The sequence below is a fragment of the Methylomonas sp. BG-2 genome (genome assembly GCF_057766305.1).
In genome coordinates, this window is sequence record NZ_JBYMAP010000001.1 from 15,721 (window position 1) to 30,198 (window position 14,478).

17 protein-coding genes are annotated in these 14,478 nt (G+C 58.3%); 14 read left to right on the forward strand and 3 right to left on the reverse strand.

The window, feature by feature from the left end; genetic code table 11:
• Positions 1 to 36: 36 nt before the first annotated feature.
• From AC3B8H_RS00100 to AC3B8H_RS00155, 12 genes are all read left to right on the forward strand, one after another.
• The gene (locus AC3B8H_RS00100) at positions 37 to 3,417 is read left to right on the forward strand and encodes a mechanosensitive ion channel domain-containing protein (protein WP_488439593.1); all 3,381 of its coding nucleotides are present in this window, start codon (positions 37 to 39) and stop codon (positions 3,415 to 3,417) included.
• 69 nt (positions 3,418 to 3,486) lie between these two features.
• Positions 3,487 to 3,948, forward strand: coding sequence for a transcriptional regulator NrdR (gene nrdR, locus AC3B8H_RS00105; protein WP_488439594.1), 462 nt, complete (start codon positions 3,487 to 3,489; stop codon positions 3,946 to 3,948).
• The gene (ribD, locus tag AC3B8H_RS00110; RefSeq protein WP_488439595.1) at positions 3,935 to 5,029 is read left to right on the forward strand and encodes a bifunctional diaminohydroxyphosphoribosylaminopyrimidine deaminase/5-amino-6-(5-phosphoribosylamino)uracil reductase RibD; all 1,095 of its coding nucleotides are present in this window, start codon (positions 3,935 to 3,937) and stop codon (positions 5,027 to 5,029) included. Before nrdR ends, ribD begins: the two co-directional genes overlap by 14 nt.
• A gap of 2 nt (positions 5,030 to 5,031) precedes the next feature.
• Positions 5,032 to 5,295, forward strand: a complete 264-nt coding sequence (locus tag AC3B8H_RS00115; protein ID WP_488439596.1) for a hypothetical protein — start codon at positions 5,032 to 5,034, stop codon at positions 5,293 to 5,295.
• 4 nt (positions 5,296 to 5,299) lie between these two features.
• The gene (locus AC3B8H_RS00120) at positions 5,300 to 5,956 is read left to right on the forward strand and encodes a riboflavin synthase (protein ID WP_488439597.1); all 657 of its coding nucleotides are present in this window, start codon (positions 5,300 to 5,302) and stop codon (positions 5,954 to 5,956) included.
• Positions 5,953 to 7,059, forward strand: a complete 1,107-nt coding sequence (ribBA, locus tag AC3B8H_RS00125; protein WP_488439598.1) for a bifunctional 3,4-dihydroxy-2-butanone-4-phosphate synthase/GTP cyclohydrolase II — start codon at positions 5,953 to 5,955, stop codon at positions 7,057 to 7,059. The genes AC3B8H_RS00120 and ribBA overlap by 4 nt, the downstream gene beginning before the upstream one ends.
• 124 nt (positions 7,060 to 7,183) lie before the next feature.
• On the forward strand, positions 7,184 to 7,657 hold the full coding sequence (gene ribH, locus AC3B8H_RS00130; protein WP_488439599.1) for a 6,7-dimethyl-8-ribityllumazine synthase: 474 nt from the start codon (positions 7,184 to 7,186) through the stop codon (positions 7,655 to 7,657).
• Positions 7,657 to 8,100 carry a transcription antitermination factor NusB gene (gene nusB, locus AC3B8H_RS00135; protein ID WP_488439600.1) on the forward strand — a complete coding sequence of 148 codons (444 nt, stop codon included), beginning with the start codon at positions 7,657 to 7,659 and terminating at the stop codon, positions 8,098 to 8,100. Before ribH ends, nusB begins: the two co-directional genes overlap by 1 nt.
• A gap of 31 nt (positions 8,101 to 8,131) precedes the next feature.
• The gene (gene thiL, locus AC3B8H_RS00140) at positions 8,132 to 9,073 is read left to right on the forward strand and encodes a thiamine-phosphate kinase (protein WP_488439601.1); all 942 of its coding nucleotides are present in this window, start codon (positions 8,132 to 8,134) and stop codon (positions 9,071 to 9,073) included.
• Positions 9,057 to 9,572, forward strand: coding sequence for a phosphatidylglycerophosphatase A family protein (locus tag AC3B8H_RS00145; protein ID WP_488439602.1), 516 nt, complete (start codon positions 9,057 to 9,059; stop codon positions 9,570 to 9,572). Before thiL ends, AC3B8H_RS00145 begins: the two co-directional genes overlap by 17 nt.
• 104 nt (positions 9,573 to 9,676) lie before the next feature.
• Positions 9,677 to 10,477, forward strand: coding sequence for a GlcG/HbpS family heme-binding protein (locus AC3B8H_RS00150; RefSeq protein WP_488439603.1), 801 nt, complete (start codon positions 9,677 to 9,679; stop codon positions 10,475 to 10,477).
• A 40-nt stretch (positions 10,478 to 10,517) separates the two neighbouring features.
• Positions 10,518 to 11,162: a HEAT repeat domain-containing protein gene (locus AC3B8H_RS00155; RefSeq protein ID WP_488439604.1), complete on the forward strand. Its 645-nt coding sequence runs from the start codon at positions 10,518 to 10,520 to the stop codon at positions 11,160 to 11,162.
• Positions 11,163 to 11,384: 222 nt separating this feature from the next.
• Here AC3B8H_RS00155 and AC3B8H_RS00160 read toward each other — a convergent pair whose 3' ends face one another.
• Positions 11,385 to 11,699, reverse strand: coding sequence for a glycine zipper 2TM domain-containing protein (locus tag AC3B8H_RS00160; protein WP_488439605.1), 315 nt, complete (start codon positions 11,697 to 11,699; stop codon positions 11,385 to 11,387).
• A 134-nt stretch (positions 11,700 to 11,833) separates the two neighbouring features.
• On the opposite strand from AC3B8H_RS00160, the gene AC3B8H_RS00165 reads away from it, so the two are divergent.
• Both AC3B8H_RS00165 and AC3B8H_RS00170 read left to right on the forward strand, forming a co-directional pair.
• The gene (locus AC3B8H_RS00165; RefSeq protein WP_488439606.1) at positions 11,834 to 12,010 is read left to right on the forward strand and encodes a hypothetical protein; all 177 of its coding nucleotides are present in this window, start codon (positions 11,834 to 11,836) and stop codon (positions 12,008 to 12,010) included.
• A 48-nt stretch (positions 12,011 to 12,058) separates the two neighbouring features.
• A complete protein-coding gene (locus AC3B8H_RS00170; protein WP_488439607.1) occupies positions 12,059 to 12,259 on the forward strand; it encodes a hypothetical protein in 201 nt (66 codons plus the stop codon).
• A gap of 5 nt (positions 12,260 to 12,264) precedes the next feature.
• Here AC3B8H_RS00170 and AC3B8H_RS00175 read toward each other — a convergent pair whose 3' ends face one another.
• Positions 12,265 to 12,873, reverse strand: a complete 609-nt coding sequence (locus AC3B8H_RS00175; protein ID WP_488439608.1) for an ANTAR domain-containing response regulator — start codon at positions 12,871 to 12,873, stop codon at positions 12,265 to 12,267.
• A 2-nt stretch (positions 12,874 to 12,875) separates the two neighbouring features.
• Positions 12,876 to 14,354 (reverse strand): MFS transporter, encoded by a 1,479-nt coding sequence (locus tag AC3B8H_RS00180; protein ID WP_488439609.1) that lies wholly within the window; start codon positions 14,352 to 14,354, stop codon positions 12,876 to 12,878.
• Positions 14,355 to 14,478: the final 124 nt, after the last annotated feature.

Sequence of the window (14,478 nt, forward strand, 5' to 3'; positions counted from 1 at the left end):
GATTTTCCGTTTATTTTCAAGTTTTTCGAACCGCGCATGAAGCCACATTCGTTCAAAATCGGCCTGGTTTGGCCGCTGCTATTTTTGTTTTTCAGTGTAACGCTTGCTCACGCCGCAAATCAAAAGCCGGCCATCAAGCCGGTGTCGGTTGCCGACATCAAACAGCGGATTCAGTTCGTCAAGGATAAGCAGAATCTGGGCGAGGACCTGAAAAACCGCATCCTGTCCGCGTATTACGAAAGCGAGGACAACCTTAACGAAACCGAAGCCCAGGATGCTCAAGCCGAGTCGTTCAAGCAGGCTTTAAATAGCTTGCCGCTGGAAACCAAGCGCATTGCCAAGCAGATCGAGGAAGCCGAAGCCAGCTTGAAGAATCGCCGGCCGGAACGGTGGACGCTGTTTCCGACCGACGAGCTGGAGCAGCGTTTGATTATCGAAAAAACCAAGCTCAGCGATTTGGATGCCGAAATCAGCCGGGTAGAGGCGCAGATCGGCGAATTGATGAATCGGCCGCAATTACTCAGGGAGAAGGTTTCGGAGCTGAAGGGCAAGCAGGCCAGCAGTCAGCAGGAACAGCAATTGCTCGCTAGCCGGGGCGGTGACAATCTTTACGAAAAAGAGGCCGGTCAAATTCAGCTGGAAACCCGGCTGAAGTTGCTGAACAGCACCTTGAAGACGCTGGAGCTGGAAAATATCAGCAATCCGCTACGCTTGCAGGCGCAAAAGGACCGAATTCACCTATTGAATTTGCAGCGCGAACAACTGGCCATGTTGATTGCCGATCTGGACAATCACCTATTGGACCGCCGCCAGCAATTGATCGACAAGGAGCGCGACGAACTGTTGCAAGCGGAGAAGGACGCCGAAGGCAAGCATCCGTTGATCCGCGAGGCCACCAAGGAAAACATGCGCTACAACCGCAGCCTGCAGTCGGTCAACAAGAACATGGAGCAATATCTGATTCAAAAAAACGAGATGGATGCCCGTTACAAGCAATTGGAAAAGGACTACCAGAGCGCGGAGCAAAAAATCTCGCTGGCGGGCTTGAGTCCGGCGCTGGGGAATCTATTGCGCGAGCAGCGGCGCAACATTCCGCAACATAAGCAGTTCGGCGCGCTGAACGACGAGATCCAAGACCAGATCGCGCTGGCCAGCCTGGAAAGCTTCAAGCTCGACGAAGCCAAGAAAAATCTGTCCGATATCAATCAGACCTTGTTGAACCGGGTGGCGCAATTGCCGGCCGATACCGACGATGCCGAGAAGCTCCGAATCCGTACCGAGCTGCGTTTGCTGTTGAACGACCAGAAGGATTTGGTGGTCCGCTTGGCTGGGGCTTACACCGAATACGCGCGCGTGTTGGGGGATGTCGATTTCAGTTTGCAGCAAATGCTGGGCATCGCGGACAAATTCGGCGCCTATCTGGATCAGCGCTTGCTGTGGGTGCCGAGCGCGCCGGTCATCGATCAGCAGTATCTGAAGGACATTGTGCATTCGGTCGCTTGGTTCTTTAACCCGGGAAATTGGCGGCAGGTCGCCCAAGGGTTTGGGGAGGGATTGGTTCACAATCCGGTATCGGTGCTGGTCGGCTTGGCCATCGTCGTGCTGCATTGGCGGTTTCGCAACTCGGTCAAGCGCCGGCTGGAGGGCTTATTGCAAGGCAATACCGTCAATGCCAGCGTCGGCGAAACCTTGTCGGCATTGATTTACCTGGGCTTGCTGTCCTTGTACGGCGCGCTGCTGATGGCCTGGATAGGTGGCGTGCTGGCGCTGAATGCGCGCGCCGATTTCTTTAGCCGCTCGTTCGCGGAAGGGCTGCTTTCCACCGCGTCTGCGCTGTGCGTGGCGCAATTTTCGTTTCGCTTGTTCAAGCCGGCCGGCGTCGCGGAAAGCTTGTTTCAGTGGCCCAACCAAGTCACGCAGTTGCTGTACCGCCAAATCAAATGGTTACGGTTTTTGCTGGTGCCCAGCGTGTTTGTGACCGCGATGACCGGTAGCGATTTGTTTTCGGAGCACAGCTACGCATTGGGACGCACCGCGCTGATCGTGTTGATGCTGGCGTTTACCTACGTGTTTCATTGTCTGGCCCAGCCGCAAACCGGTCTGGCCAAGAGTTTTTACCGGCTGTCGCACGGTTGGTTGAGCCGCTTGCGCTTCGTTTGGTACGCGATCGCGGTGTTGACTCCGCTGGTCATCGTCGGCTTTGCGGTGGCGGGATATTACCAAAGCGCGCTGGAGCTGTACGAAAAACTGGTCTTCAGCTTGCGGCTGATGTTCGCCACGGCATTGCTGTATGCGCTGATTTTACGTTGGTTTCGGCATACCGAGCGGCAATTGGCCTTGCGCAACGCCAAGCAAAAGCGCAAGCAGGCCGAGCAAGTGCAAACCAGCAGCGCCGCGGACGAGGCTTTCGCGCCCGACAAGGATTTGCTGGACATCACCAAGATCAATCAGCAGGGGCGCAAGCTGTTGACGACGCTGGTCATGGCGACGATGCTGATCGGCTTTTGGGCGATCTGGAGCGACATTCTGCCGGCCTTTTCGGTATTCGATAACGTGGTGCTTTGGCAATACGGCCAGGTCGTTGACGGCAAGGAGGTGCCGCAACCGGTCACGCTGATCAATTTGCTGATTTGCTTGCTCTACGGCGGTTTGGCCTTCGTGTTCGCCAGCAATTTCCCGGCCTTGGTCGATCTGCTGACGGTCGGCAAATTCGCGATGACGGCCGGCAGCCGCTACGCCCTGATCCAACTGGTGCGTTACACGCTGACCGCGATTACCTTTCTGGCGGTGGCCAACGAACTCGGCGGCAGTTGGTCGCAAGTGCAATGGCTGGTCGCGGCGCTGTCGGTCGGCCTGGGCTTTGGCTTGCAGGAAATTTTCGCCAATATGGTGTCGGGTATTATCTTGCTGTTCGAGCGGCCGATTCGGGTTGGCGATACCGTCACGGTCGGCGATGTCACCGGCCGGGTCAGCCGGATTCAGATGCGCGCGACCCACATCGTCGATTGGGATCGCAAGGAACTGGTGGTGCCGAATAAAACCTTTATCACCGACCGTTTGATTAACTGGACCCTGTCCGATACCGTCACCCGGGTGATGGTTCCGGTCAGCGTGGCCTACGGCAGCGATATCGAGACTGTCGAGCGGATCTTGCGCGAGGCCATCACGGCAACCGAGCTGGTGTTGCCGGAGCCGGAGCCGGCGGTGAATTTCGTCGGTTTCGGCGAGAGTTCTCTGGACTTCAAAATCCAGGTATTTGTCAGCGAACTCGCCGAGCGGGCGACGGTGACCCACCAATTGCACGTCGGCATCTACAAGGCGTTGCAATCCCATCATATCGAGATTCCCTACCCGCAACGCGACGTGCATATCCGTTCGATCGCCGACGGCGTTCTGCCGGATCGCGGCATGTCTTGAGCGGCGGATTTCGAGAAAAACCGGTTATGTAATAGAATGGCCGGCTTTTAGTCTGGATAGTTTGCCGATATGCGTTGTCCGTTTTGTGCCGCGCAAGACACCCGCGTCATCGATACCCGCTTGGCCGACGATGGCGATCAGGTCAAGCGCCGCCGCGAATGCGTGGCCTGTAAGGAGCGCTTTACCACCTTCGAAGTGGTCGAATTGGCGCTGCCGCGCATCGTCAAGCGTAGCGGCGCCAGACAGAGCTTCGACGAAAACAAGTTGCGGGCCGGCATGTTGCGGGCGTTGGAAAAACGGCCGGTTCAAGTCGATGCGGTTGAAGCGGCGATCAGCCGGATCAAGAAGGTACTGGTCACCCGCGGCGAGCGGGAAATTCCGGCGTTGGCCTTGGGTGAACTGGTGATGCAGGAACTCAGCCAACTCGATCACGTCGCCTTCGTGCGCTTCGCGTCGGTTTATCGCAGTTTTCAGGATGTCAGCGAATTCACCCGGATGATAGAGACGCTGCAACAGCATGACTCAGATTAGTTCGGACGCCTATTTCATGGCGCGCGCGATCAAGTTGGCCGAGCGCGGGCGGTACACGACCGATCCCAATCCCCATGTCGGTTGCGTATTGGTCAGGGACGGCGAAATCCTCGGCGAAGGCTGGACGCAGCGGGCCGGCTTCGCCCATGCCGAGGTCGATGCGTTGAGCAAAGCCGCCGACGCCCGCGGCGCGACCGCGTACGTAACGCTGGAGCCTTGCAGCCACCACGGCAAGACCGGCCCTTGCACCGACGCGTTGCTGGCCGCCGGTATCGCCAGGGTCGTCGTGGCGATGGTCGATCCCAATCCGCTGGTGGCCGGACGCGGCTTGCAACAGCTGCGCGACGCCGGCGTCGAGGTCTGCTGCGGCGTTTTGCAAGCCGAAGCCGAAAAGCTCAACCCAGGCTTTTTCAAACGGATGCGGTCCGGTCTGCCGTGGATACGCAGCAAACTGGCGATGAGCCTGGACGGCCGCACCGCGATGGCCAGCGGTGAAAGCCAGTGGATCACGTCGCCGCAAGCCCGTGCCGACGTGCAGCGCTGGCGAGCCGCCAGCAGCGCGATCGTCACCGGCATCGCGACGGTGCTGGCCGACGATCCGCGCTTGAGCGCCCGTGTCGATTTCGACTTGGAGCCGCCGGTTAAGGTGGTGTTGGATTCCCGCTTGCGCTTGCCGCCGACCGCGAAGCTGTTCGAGGCCGGCGCCGAGGTCTGGGTTTTGACTTGTAGCGAAGACACCGAGAGGGCCGAGCGCTTGCGCGCGGTCGGCTGCCGGATGTTTCAGATCGGCGCCAGCAACGGACGTGTCGATTTGCCGCAAGCCTTCCGTTTGTTGGCCGAGCAGCAAATCAACAGCGTCTGGGTCGAGGCCGGCGCGACCTTGAACGGCGCCTTGCTGGACAGCGGACTGGTTGACGAATGGTTGTTTTACATGGCGCCCTGCGTTTTGGGTAGCGAGGGTTTGGGCTTGTTTCACTTGCCGGGCCTACAAAGCCTGCGGGACAAAAAAGCCTTGCACCTGCTCGAAACTCGCCAAGTCGGTCCGGATCTGCGTTTACGTTATTCCAGTCAATCGCTATGAAAATGCAATCGTTATCTTTGATATTGTTGGGCTTTTCCTTTGCTGTTGTTGCGTATGCGGTCGAAGAGGAAGCGACGGGCGTGACCAATAAGCTGACCATAGAGCGAGGCAAATTGGTCGGGGAAGAACACGAAATTGAAATTTACGATTACCATAGCGGCGTATATCAAACCGTCACGGTTTTCCGCAAACCCAAATCCCAGTCGGATGCCGCTGTTTCCACTCCCGATAGCGGCTCGGCGGCGGATCGCAAATCCCTGAAATAAAATCATGTTTACCGGAATCATTTTAGCGGTGGGTCGTATTGACGCGATACAAGCCCGCGGTGGGGACTGTCGTCTGCGAATTCAAACCGGCAAATTGTCGCTGGCGGGGGCCGCGCTCGGCGACAGCATTGCCGTCAACGGCGTCTGCCTGACGGCGGTGGAACTCGGCGAACACCATTTCGTCGCCGACGTGTCCAACGAAACCTTATCGCGTACTACCTTGAAAAACGCCGTGGCCGGCACTCCGGTCAACCTGGAGTTGGCGCTGACGCCATCCAGCCGTCTTGGCGGCCACATCGTCAGCGGCCACGTGGACGGTATCGGCGCTGTCGTCGAAAAACAGCCGGACGGCCGGTCGATCCGTTTCAAATTCAAGGCGCCGGACGAATTGGCCAAATATATCGCCGAGAAAGGCTCGATTTGTATCGACGGCATTAGCTTGACCGTCAACAGTGTCGACGGCGCGTTTTTTTCGGTCAACATCGTACCGCATACCTTGGCGGAAACCACGCTCGGCCGGACTGAAGTCGGCGGCAAAGTTAACCTGGAAGTCGATTTGCTGGCCCGCTATCTGGAACGGCTGATGAAGGGCGAGGCGGCGGCCCGTTGCGGCGGTGGCGTTACCGAAGCCTTGTTACACAACGCGGGATTCATGCAATGAACACAACCGAAGAAATTATCGAAGACCTGCGACTCGGCAAAATGGTCATCATCATGGACGACGAGGACCGGGAAAACGAGGGCGATTTGCTGATGGCGGCCGCGTTTGCCCGGCCGGAGGACATCAATTTCATGGCCAAATACGGCCGCGGCCTGATCTGCCTGACGCTGACCCGCGAGCGCTGCCAGCAATTACGCTTGCCGCTGATGGTCAACGACAACAAAACGCCCTATACAACGAATTTCACGCTATCGATCGAGGCCGCCGAGGGCGTGACCACCGGCATTTCCGCCGCCGATCGGGCCTTGACGGTGCAACGCGCGGTCGCGCCGAACGCCCAGCCCGGCGACTTGGTGCAGCCCGGCCACATTTTTCCGCTGATGGCCCAGGCCGGCGGCGTATTGAACCGGGCCGGCCATACCGAGGCCGGTTGCGATCTGGCCCGCTTGGCCGGCGTCGAGCCGGCGGCCGTCATCGTCGAGATCTTGAACGACGACGGCTCGATGGCGCGCCGGCCCGATCTGGAAGCCTTCGCCGAGCAGCATCACTTGAAAATCGGCACCATCGCCGATTTGATCCATTACCGGATCAAGCACGAAAACACCTTGGAGCGGATTGCCGAATGCGCGTATCCGACCGAATTCGGCGATTTTCGGCTCTATGCCTACCAAGACCGTAACGACGACAACGTGCATCTGGCCCTGGTGCTGGGCGAGGTGGCCGGTGACGAACCGGTCTTGGTGCGGGTGCATGCCCGCAACGTCGTCGACGATCTGTTTTGCTCCAAGCGCAGCGATTGCAGTCTGCCGATTCGCGAGGCCATGCGGCGGATCGCCGAAGCCGGGCGAGGGGTACTGGTGTTGATCCGCCAGAACGAGAATAACAAGGCGCTGGTCGAACTGATCCACGCCTACCAAATGCAGGATAACGGCATCAAAAGCCAAGCCAGTGCCGAAGTCGGTTGGCGCACGACCGGCACCGGTTCGCGAATCCTGGCCGATTTGGGCGTGCGCCGCCTGAAGGTGATGGGGGCCAAGAAAAATTACATCGGTTTGGCCGGTTTCGATCTGGAGATCGTCGAGCAAGTCGAGTTCGGCGGCTGAGTACGATTTTTCGGGGCGGCTTGCTTCGAAACCGCGTAAACTTAGTGCCTTTTTTATTTGCGTGGCGGCCGGTTTTACTTGGGTCGGCCGCCGCGTCGTGATCGCTCAACCTATTGGATAACTTATGTCAGTCAGTATCGTAGAAGGCCATTTGTCCGCTCAGGGCGGCAAGTTTTGCATCGTTTCCTCGCGTTTCAACAGCTTCATCGTCGGCCAGTTGGAAGCCGGCGCCATCGACGCGTTGGTTCGCCACGGCGCCGCCGAAGCCGACATCAAGTTGATTAAAGTGCCGGGCGCGTTCGAATTGCCGGTGGCGGTGCAACGCATCGCGGCCGTGAAAAAATTCGATGCGATCATCGTGCTGGGCGCGGTGATTCGCGGCGGTACTCCGCATTTCGAATACGTGGCCGGCGAATGCGTCAAGGGTATCGCCCAAGTCGCGTTGCAGTACGACGTGCCGGTCAGCTTCGGCGTGTTGACGGTGGACAGCATCGAACAAGCGATCGAACGCGCCGGCACCAAGGCCGGCAACAAGGGCGCCGAAGCGGCCTTGTCGGCCATCGAAATGGTCAGTCTGTTCAATAACCTGAGCCTTTAATGAGTCAAGCCAAAACCAACGCCAGAAAATGCGCGGTTCAGGCGCTGTATCAATGGCAGATGTCGGGCGATAGCCTGAGCCGCATCGAAACCTATTTTCTGGAAGAAGAGCATCTTAAGGGTGCGCAGAAAAGTTATTTCAGCGAGATTTTTCACGGCGTGCCCAAGCAACTGGACATCGTCGATGCGGCGCTGGCCGGCTTTGTCGATCGGCCCATCGAAAAAATCGATCCGGTCGAGCGGGCGATACTGCGGATCGGCGCTTACGAGCTGATTTACCGATTGGAAACGCCTTACAAGGTCATCATCAACGAAGCCGTCAACTTGGCCAAGTGCTTCGGCGCGGAAGGCAGCCACAAATACGTCAACGGCATTCTTGACAAAGTCTCCCAGACTCAGCGAGCGGTCGAAATCGCCGCCAAGCAAGGGCTGCCGAAAATCTGATGGCGGTTCGGCGCGACGCCCAGGGTAGCTGATGCCGGAGCGACTGGGCGAATTCGATCTGATTCGCCGTTATTTCGCGGTGGACGCGCCGCGCCATCCCAATAACCGGCTAGGTATCGGCGACGACTGCGCGCTGCTGAGTCTGCCGCCCGGCCAGCACTTGGCGATTACCGCCGACACCATGGTCGAAAATGTGCATTTCTTTGCCGATGTCGCTCCGGAGGATTTGGGCCACAAACTGCTGGCCGTCAACCTCAGCGATCTCGCGGCGATGGGTGCCGAGCCGTTCGCGGTCACCTTGGCTCTGACTTTGCCCCAGATCGATCCGGATTGGCTGGCTGCGTTTTCGCGCGGTTTTTTGGCGCTGGCGCGCCGCTTCAACGTGGATTTGATCGGCGGCGACACCACGTCGGGGCCGTTGACGCTGACCGTGCAGGCCATGGGAGCCGTGCCGAGCGGGGCGGCGCTGACCCGCTCGGCGGCAAACGTTGGCGATTTGGTCTATCTGAGCGGCCCGGTCGGTGATGCCGGCTTGGGTTTGAAAATCAAGCAAGGCTATCGCTGCGCGTCCCCCGAAATTCCACTGCGCTGTTTTCACCGGCCCGAGCCCAGAGTCGCGCTGGGTTTGGCGTTGCGCGGCGTTGCTGGTGCCTGTATCGATGTGTCCGACGGTTTGGCCGCCGATTTAGGCCATATCCTGACGCAAAGCCGGGTTGGCGCCTGTCTGGACTGGGAGCGCTTGCCGCTGTCCGACGCGGTGAGCCGCTATGTGGCCGAAACCGGCGGCTGGCGCCTGCCGCTCACCGCCGGCGACGATTACCAATTGTGTTTTACCGTGCCGCCCGAGTTGGCAGCCCGGATCCCGGACGGTTGCCGGAACATCGGCGTTATCGAAGCCGAGCCCGGTTTGCGCCTGCGGCGCGGCGGCTGTATCGAATTGCTGGAGTTCACCGGTTATGAGCATTTTCTTTAGAGCATCCTACGGCAAGGCTGGTTTATCCGCCGGCGACATCGCGCGCGATTTCAGGCTGTTCCTGGCGTTCGGTTTCGGTGCCGGTTTGGTCAAACGCGCGCCGGGTACCTTCGGCACGCTGGCGGCCTTGCCGGTTTACGCGGTGTTGTCTCAAACCGGTTTTTGGGGTTACTGGCTGGCGACCTTGACGGTGATCGTGGTCGGCATTCATTTGTGCGATTACGCCGCCGCGCGTTTGCAAGTTCACGACTTCGGCGGCATCGTTTGGGACGAAGTCGCCGGTTTGTTGTTGACGATGGCTTGGGTGCCGTTTTCGTGGCGGAACTTGGCGTTGGGCTTTGTACTGTTCAGATTCTTCGACATTGTCAAGCCGTGGCCGATCGGCTGGCTGGACCGGCGGGTCCACGGCGGTTTGGGCATCATGCTGGACGATGTGGTTGCGGGGTTGTTCGCGGCGCTCGCGTTGGTGTTGTGCGCGCCGTGGATGCTTCAATATTAGTGCACGCTAAAGCGTTAGACAGGGTGGCGGGCCTTTGCTATAAAGCAAATCCCGCTCGTAGCGCGGGGCCATTCCAGAATAATCAAATAACGAGAGAAGCAACTATGAAAACAAAAAAACTTTTGGCCTTAAGCCTGGGTAGCGCCGCGCTGGCTTTGTCCGCGCAAACCGCTTCCGCGGCATGCAGCGACGTTTCGCGCTCGGCATTGACCGACGCGATTAGTGCCGCGGAAGCCGCAAGCACCGGAGGCTATGGACTGAACATGTGGGTGACCGTGGTCGACGAGACCGGAAAAGTCTGCCACGTTGCCACCAGTGGTACCACCGGCGCCGCGGCCGGCAATTCCGAATGGCTGGGTAGCCGGATCATTTCCGCGCAAAAAGCCAACACCGCGAACGCGTTCAGTCTGGACGGCTACGCGATTTCCACCGCGAATTTGTATTCGGCCGTGCAACCCGGCGGCAGCCTGTATGGTCTGCAGCACAGTAATCCGGTGGATGCCAGCCGGGTTTACGCGGGTAGCCCGAACTCCTACGGCACCAACAGCGATCCGTTGAAAAACAAACGGGTCGGCGGCGTGAACGTGTTCGGTGGAGGATTGGCGATCTACAGCGGCGGCCATAAAGTGGGCGCGATCGGTGTCTCCGGCGATACCTCCTGTCGCGATCATGCGTACGCTTGGCGGGTTCGCGAGGCATTGGGCATGCATCCTTCCGGTACCGGCATCACCACGTCCAACATGAACGCGGCCGGTACCGTGCAAACGGCGTTGACCGGGGCGGCCAAGGGCGACGAAATGATTCTGACTGGGAGCGGCGGCTATTGGGACGCCTGGTCGCAACCGGCCTGTCCGAACTCCACGCCGGCGGCAACGACGGCCAACGGTACTTTGCAAGCGCCTTAATTGATCAAGGCGGGTGTCGAGCACCCGCCGTCCATCGGTAATGAGAATATCGCCAGTCCTGGTGGGGGCGTTGCTGGCGGCGCCCTATCTCGCACTGGGCCTGTTGCCGGTTTTGCAACAGGCCCGCACTGTTCGGCCATGCCCGGCGACGGGTGCAGTCCAGGCGTTCCGGCCAATGCCGGACTTGCATCAACTGGCTTCGTTGGCCGAAGCCGGCGGCGGGGCGGCGGCAACGCCGGAGCAGACCGCTGAAGAACAGAGTGTCGACCGTGAACAGGTGGAAACCGCCAGGCAGTGGCTCGGTGATAACGATCCCGCGCAACGTATGGCGGGTGCCCAACAATTGGCGGCCTATCCCACGCCGGAAGCCGGTCGCTATCTGTTGGCGGCTTTGCGGCAAGATCGAATCGGAGAGGTTCGCGCGGCGGCGGCGGAAAGTCTGGGGTATTTCGACCAACCCGCGTTGCCGATTTACGATGCCTTGATAGCAGCGTTGCGAGACCCCGACGAAGCGGTTCGGTTCAATGCCTTCAATGCGCTGCAAACACTGATGGATAAGCTGGCGGACCAGCCCAAATTGCTGGTGAGACTGCAGGCGAAATTAAAACAGACCTTGAAATCCAAGAAACTGCCCGCCGATAGCCGCGAAGCGGTCGAGAGCTATTTGCAAGACCAGTCGCTTTGACCGCGTGCTGTTCGGCCGGCTAGCCCGACGAGCGGCGTGAGTATTGCCGCGGAATTAGGCCAAGCAAAATACGTAATAACTGTAATAAAACACAATAAAAAACAACAATACGTTCAACAGTCTCTCGACGGCCAGATGCCCGGTCGATACTTTGGATGTTTTAGTTTTCAAGACTCCCTCCCGAACGTTAGTGTCGCGAAAGCGGTTTTGGCCCATCACGGCTTAGCGGGCGATGCCGTTGCCTATCCACGCGCCGGCGGCGGCGCCCAAGCCCGCGCCCAGCGGGTTACCCTGGCTGATTTCATAGCCGACCGCGCTGCCGAGCGCGCCGCCTACCAAGCCTTCGGTCGAGCGTCGATCATTCCCCGGATTCGCGCGAGGCGGCTGTGGCGCGTACTCGACGATCGGCGCCGGCTGGTAAGCGTGCCCCTCGCGGTGATGGTGACCGTGTTTGCGGTGCCCGTGCTCGTGCCCGTCGGCCATCGCCAAACCGGAAAAAACGAATCCGACGCAGACTGCCAGTGTGATTTTCAACATGATGACTCCATTTCAAAATTGCCAAGGAAAAGTCTAGCCTCGCAAGTTGAATCCCGAATGAATAAACCATTAGGAATCGATTAAAACCAACGGGGCCTTAGCTAGGTCGGGACTTTTTACCGAAAATGGCTTCAATGAACACAACCGCCTGGAAACGTGTTAGCATTTTTGCTCAGTTGACTGGTGCGCTGATCAACGCCATCGTTTTATCGGATATCAATCCACGTGATCGATTTTTTGGTGGGCTTTATGGTGGCGAATCGATTATATTACAACTGTCCTGGTGCCGCGTTTGTTGCGGCGGCGGCTAAGCCGCCGCGTAAACGCTTGGATTTCAATGATTTTTGTCGGAGCTGTCCATGTTGATACGCAATCGAAATCGAGTAGTTGCGGCAATTAGCCGCCTAGTGCTGGTGGTGGCCGGTATATTGTTGATATCGTTGGGTTTGTCGCCGAGCGTTCGCGCCGAGGCGCTATCGGTGCGGCCCATCGACCGGGTGTTTGGCGGGTCGGGTATTGGCGGTCCGGACGGCCTCAGCGTGTTGGCATCCGCTGAGTAACGCGACTAGCCCGGCTTGGGCGAGCTTGGTTGGCTCGACTTGAACAATTCGGCCATCGAAATCACGTTTTTCGCCATTTCGCCGATTGCCATGTTGCGGTCCATCGCTAATTTGCGTAGGGCATGGTAGGCGTCCTCTTCGCTAAAGCCTTGCGATTTCATTAGGATCGCTTTCGCGCGGTCGACCAATTTGCGGTCTTCCAACTGTGTCTTGGTTTTCTTTAATTCGTCCTTGAGCGCCTGATGTTCCTTGAAACGGGCGATGGCGATATCGACGATGGATTTGATGCGCTTCGCTTCCAGGCCGTCGACGATATATGCGCTGACGCCGGCCTTGATGACTTTGTTGATGGTTTCGGTTTGTTGGTCCTCCGCGAACATCACCACCGGCAACGAGTAACTCTGGTTGATTTCGACGATGGTTTTTAAAATCGCCTCGGTCGGAGCGTAAAGATTGAGTACCACGACGTCCGGGTGCAAGGTTTGAACGATGCTTAGCATATCCAATTCCCGCAGGTTCAGCGTGGCGACCTCGCAGCCGTGTTGGCGTAGCGTGCGCTCCAGCATGCGGTCGCTATCGAATTCGTCCACGATCAAGACATTCAATGCGGCCATCGTTAGTCCAGCTCGATTTGTACCAAGCTGCCGTCCGGCATGATTTCGGTAATAAAGTTTTTCGGTTCCCTCAAAAAATAAATCAGCCCTAGCAAGATTGCACAGGTGCCGCCCAACATCAGAAAAAAGCTGAACGTGGAAACGAAGGTCAACAAGATCAGAAACACGATAGCTCCGGCATTGCCGTAGGCGCCGACGATGCCGGCGACTTCGCCGGTAATCGAACGCTTGATCAACGGCACGAACGCAAAGATGGCGCCTTCGGCCGCTTGCATGAACACCGAGCAAATCAACGTGACCGTCACGCTCAAGGCTATGGACCAATCCGGCGAAATCCAGGCCATCAGCAGGTAGCCGACCGCGAGTCCGGCCACGAACAGCGTCAGCGAAAGCTTGCGGCCGATCTTGTCGCTAAGCCAGCCGCCGGCCGGTCGCGCGACGACATTGGTGACGACGAAACTGGAGGCCAACAGGCCGGCGTCCAGCATGTCGATACCTTGAGTCTCGTGAAAGGTGTGGAAGAAAAACATCGGCAACATCGATAGTACCGCCAATTTGGACCCGAACGTGACCAAGTAGGCGATCGCCAGAATGAAGACTTGCTGATAGCGGTAGTGATGGATGCTCGGGATGGGAGCGCTCAGTTTATCGGCGTTGTGGTTGACGAGTTGATAGGCGTGAGTCAGGAATAGCAGCCAGACGGTGAATTGAATCCCCAGATACCAACCCTGGCTCAATACCGGCGTTGTCGGTGTCGCCAGCTTCCAGGCCAGCAACGAAATCGTCGCGTACAAAGGTATCAGGCTCAGCATGTATAAAAACAGATCGCGGATGCTGGAGACTTCCATCGCCAGAGGTCGGCGGGTTTTCAGGCCGGCCAGTTCGGGCGGTAAATTCTCGACACTGAAGTAATAAACCACCGAGTAAAGCAGCGCGATCGCGCCGGTCAGCGCCACCGCGTAGCGCCAGCCGTGCTCGGCGCCGAAATAAAACGCCAGGCCCGGCAGAAAGATTGCCGCGAACGCCGAGCCAAAATTGCCCCAGCCGGCGTAAATACCTTCGGCGGTACCAACCTGGCTTGCCGGGAACCAGTCGCCGATGATCCGCACGCCGACTACGAAGCCTGCGCCGATAAACCCCAGCAGGAACCGCGACCAAGCCAATTCGGCGAAATTGTCGGCGGCCGCGAACATAAAGCAGGGAATGCTACAAACCGCCAACAACACGCTGTAGCTGATTTTTGCACCAAACCGATCCACCAGCATGCCGGTCGCGACTCTGGCGGGTATCGTCAACGCCACGTTAAGCAGCAGCAAAATGTCGATTTCGGTTTGGCTGATGCCCAGGTCTTGCTGAATCAAAACCAGCAGCGAAGCATGGTTAAACCAGACCACGAAGCTGATGAAGAAGGCCATCCAACTCATATGTAGCACTTTGGCCTTGCCTTGTAGCGACAGCAACTTGAACGGCGTAAAGGTCATGAAAGATCCGGTCGATTGAATTTGGATAAGCGGAAAGCAGATAGCATGCCAGCGACCTGGGCGACTCGGGCGGGTGGCATTGTGGGTACGGCCGCGCGGCGGCGGCTTCATCCGTTTGATGTCG

Excerpts from the sequence above, each read along its gene's own strand:
- AC3B8H_RS00100 (WP_488439593.1), top strand. The coding sequence starts at position 37 with ATGAAGCCACATTCGTTCAAAATCGGCCTGGTTTGGCCGCTGCTATTT.
- nrdR (WP_488439594.1), top strand. The coding sequence starts at position 3,487 with ATGCGTTGTCCGTTTTGTGCCGCGCAAGACACCCGCGTCATCGATACC.
- ribD (WP_488439595.1), top strand. The coding sequence starts at position 3,935 with ATGACTCAGATTAGTTCGGACGCCTATTTCATGGCGCGCGCGATCAAG.
- AC3B8H_RS00115 (WP_488439596.1), top strand. The coding sequence starts at position 5,032 with ATGCAATCGTTATCTTTGATATTGTTGGGCTTTTCCTTTGCTGTTGTT.
- AC3B8H_RS00120 (WP_488439597.1), top strand. The coding sequence starts at position 5,300 with ATGTTTACCGGAATCATTTTAGCGGTGGGTCGTATTGACGCGATACAA.
- ribBA (WP_488439598.1), top strand. The coding sequence starts at position 5,953 with ATGAACACAACCGAAGAAATTATCGAAGACCTGCGACTCGGCAAAATG.
- ribH (WP_488439599.1), top strand. The coding sequence starts at position 7,184 with ATGTCAGTCAGTATCGTAGAAGGCCATTTGTCCGCTCAGGGCGGCAAG.
- nusB (WP_488439600.1), top strand. The coding sequence starts at position 7,657 with ATGAGTCAAGCCAAAACCAACGCCAGAAAATGCGCGGTTCAGGCGCTG.
- thiL (WP_488439601.1), top strand. The coding sequence starts at position 8,132 with ATGCCGGAGCGACTGGGCGAATTCGATCTGATTCGCCGTTATTTCGCG.
- AC3B8H_RS00145 (WP_488439602.1), top strand. The coding sequence starts at position 9,057 with ATGAGCATTTTCTTTAGAGCATCCTACGGCAAGGCTGGTTTATCCGCC.
- AC3B8H_RS00150 (WP_488439603.1), top strand. The coding sequence starts at position 9,677 with ATGAAAACAAAAAAACTTTTGGCCTTAAGCCTGGGTAGCGCCGCGCTG.
- AC3B8H_RS00155 (WP_488439604.1), top strand. The coding sequence starts at position 10,518 with ATGAGAATATCGCCAGTCCTGGTGGGGGCGTTGCTGGCGGCGCCCTAT.
- AC3B8H_RS00160 (WP_488439605.1), bottom strand. The coding sequence starts at position 11,699 with ATGTTGAAAATCACACTGGCAGTCTGCGTCGGATTCGTTTTTTCCGGT.
- AC3B8H_RS00165 (WP_488439606.1), top strand. The coding sequence starts at position 11,834 with ATGAACACAACCGCCTGGAAACGTGTTAGCATTTTTGCTCAGTTGACT.
- AC3B8H_RS00170 (WP_488439607.1), top strand. The coding sequence starts at position 12,059 with ATGTTGATACGCAATCGAAATCGAGTAGTTGCGGCAATTAGCCGCCTA.
- AC3B8H_RS00175 (WP_488439608.1), bottom strand. The coding sequence starts at position 12,873 with ATGGCCGCATTGAATGTCTTGATCGTGGACGAATTCGATAGCGACCGC.
- AC3B8H_RS00180 (WP_488439609.1), bottom strand. The coding sequence starts at position 14,354 with ATGACCTTTACGCCGTTCAAGTTGCTGTCGCTACAAGGCAAGGCCAAA.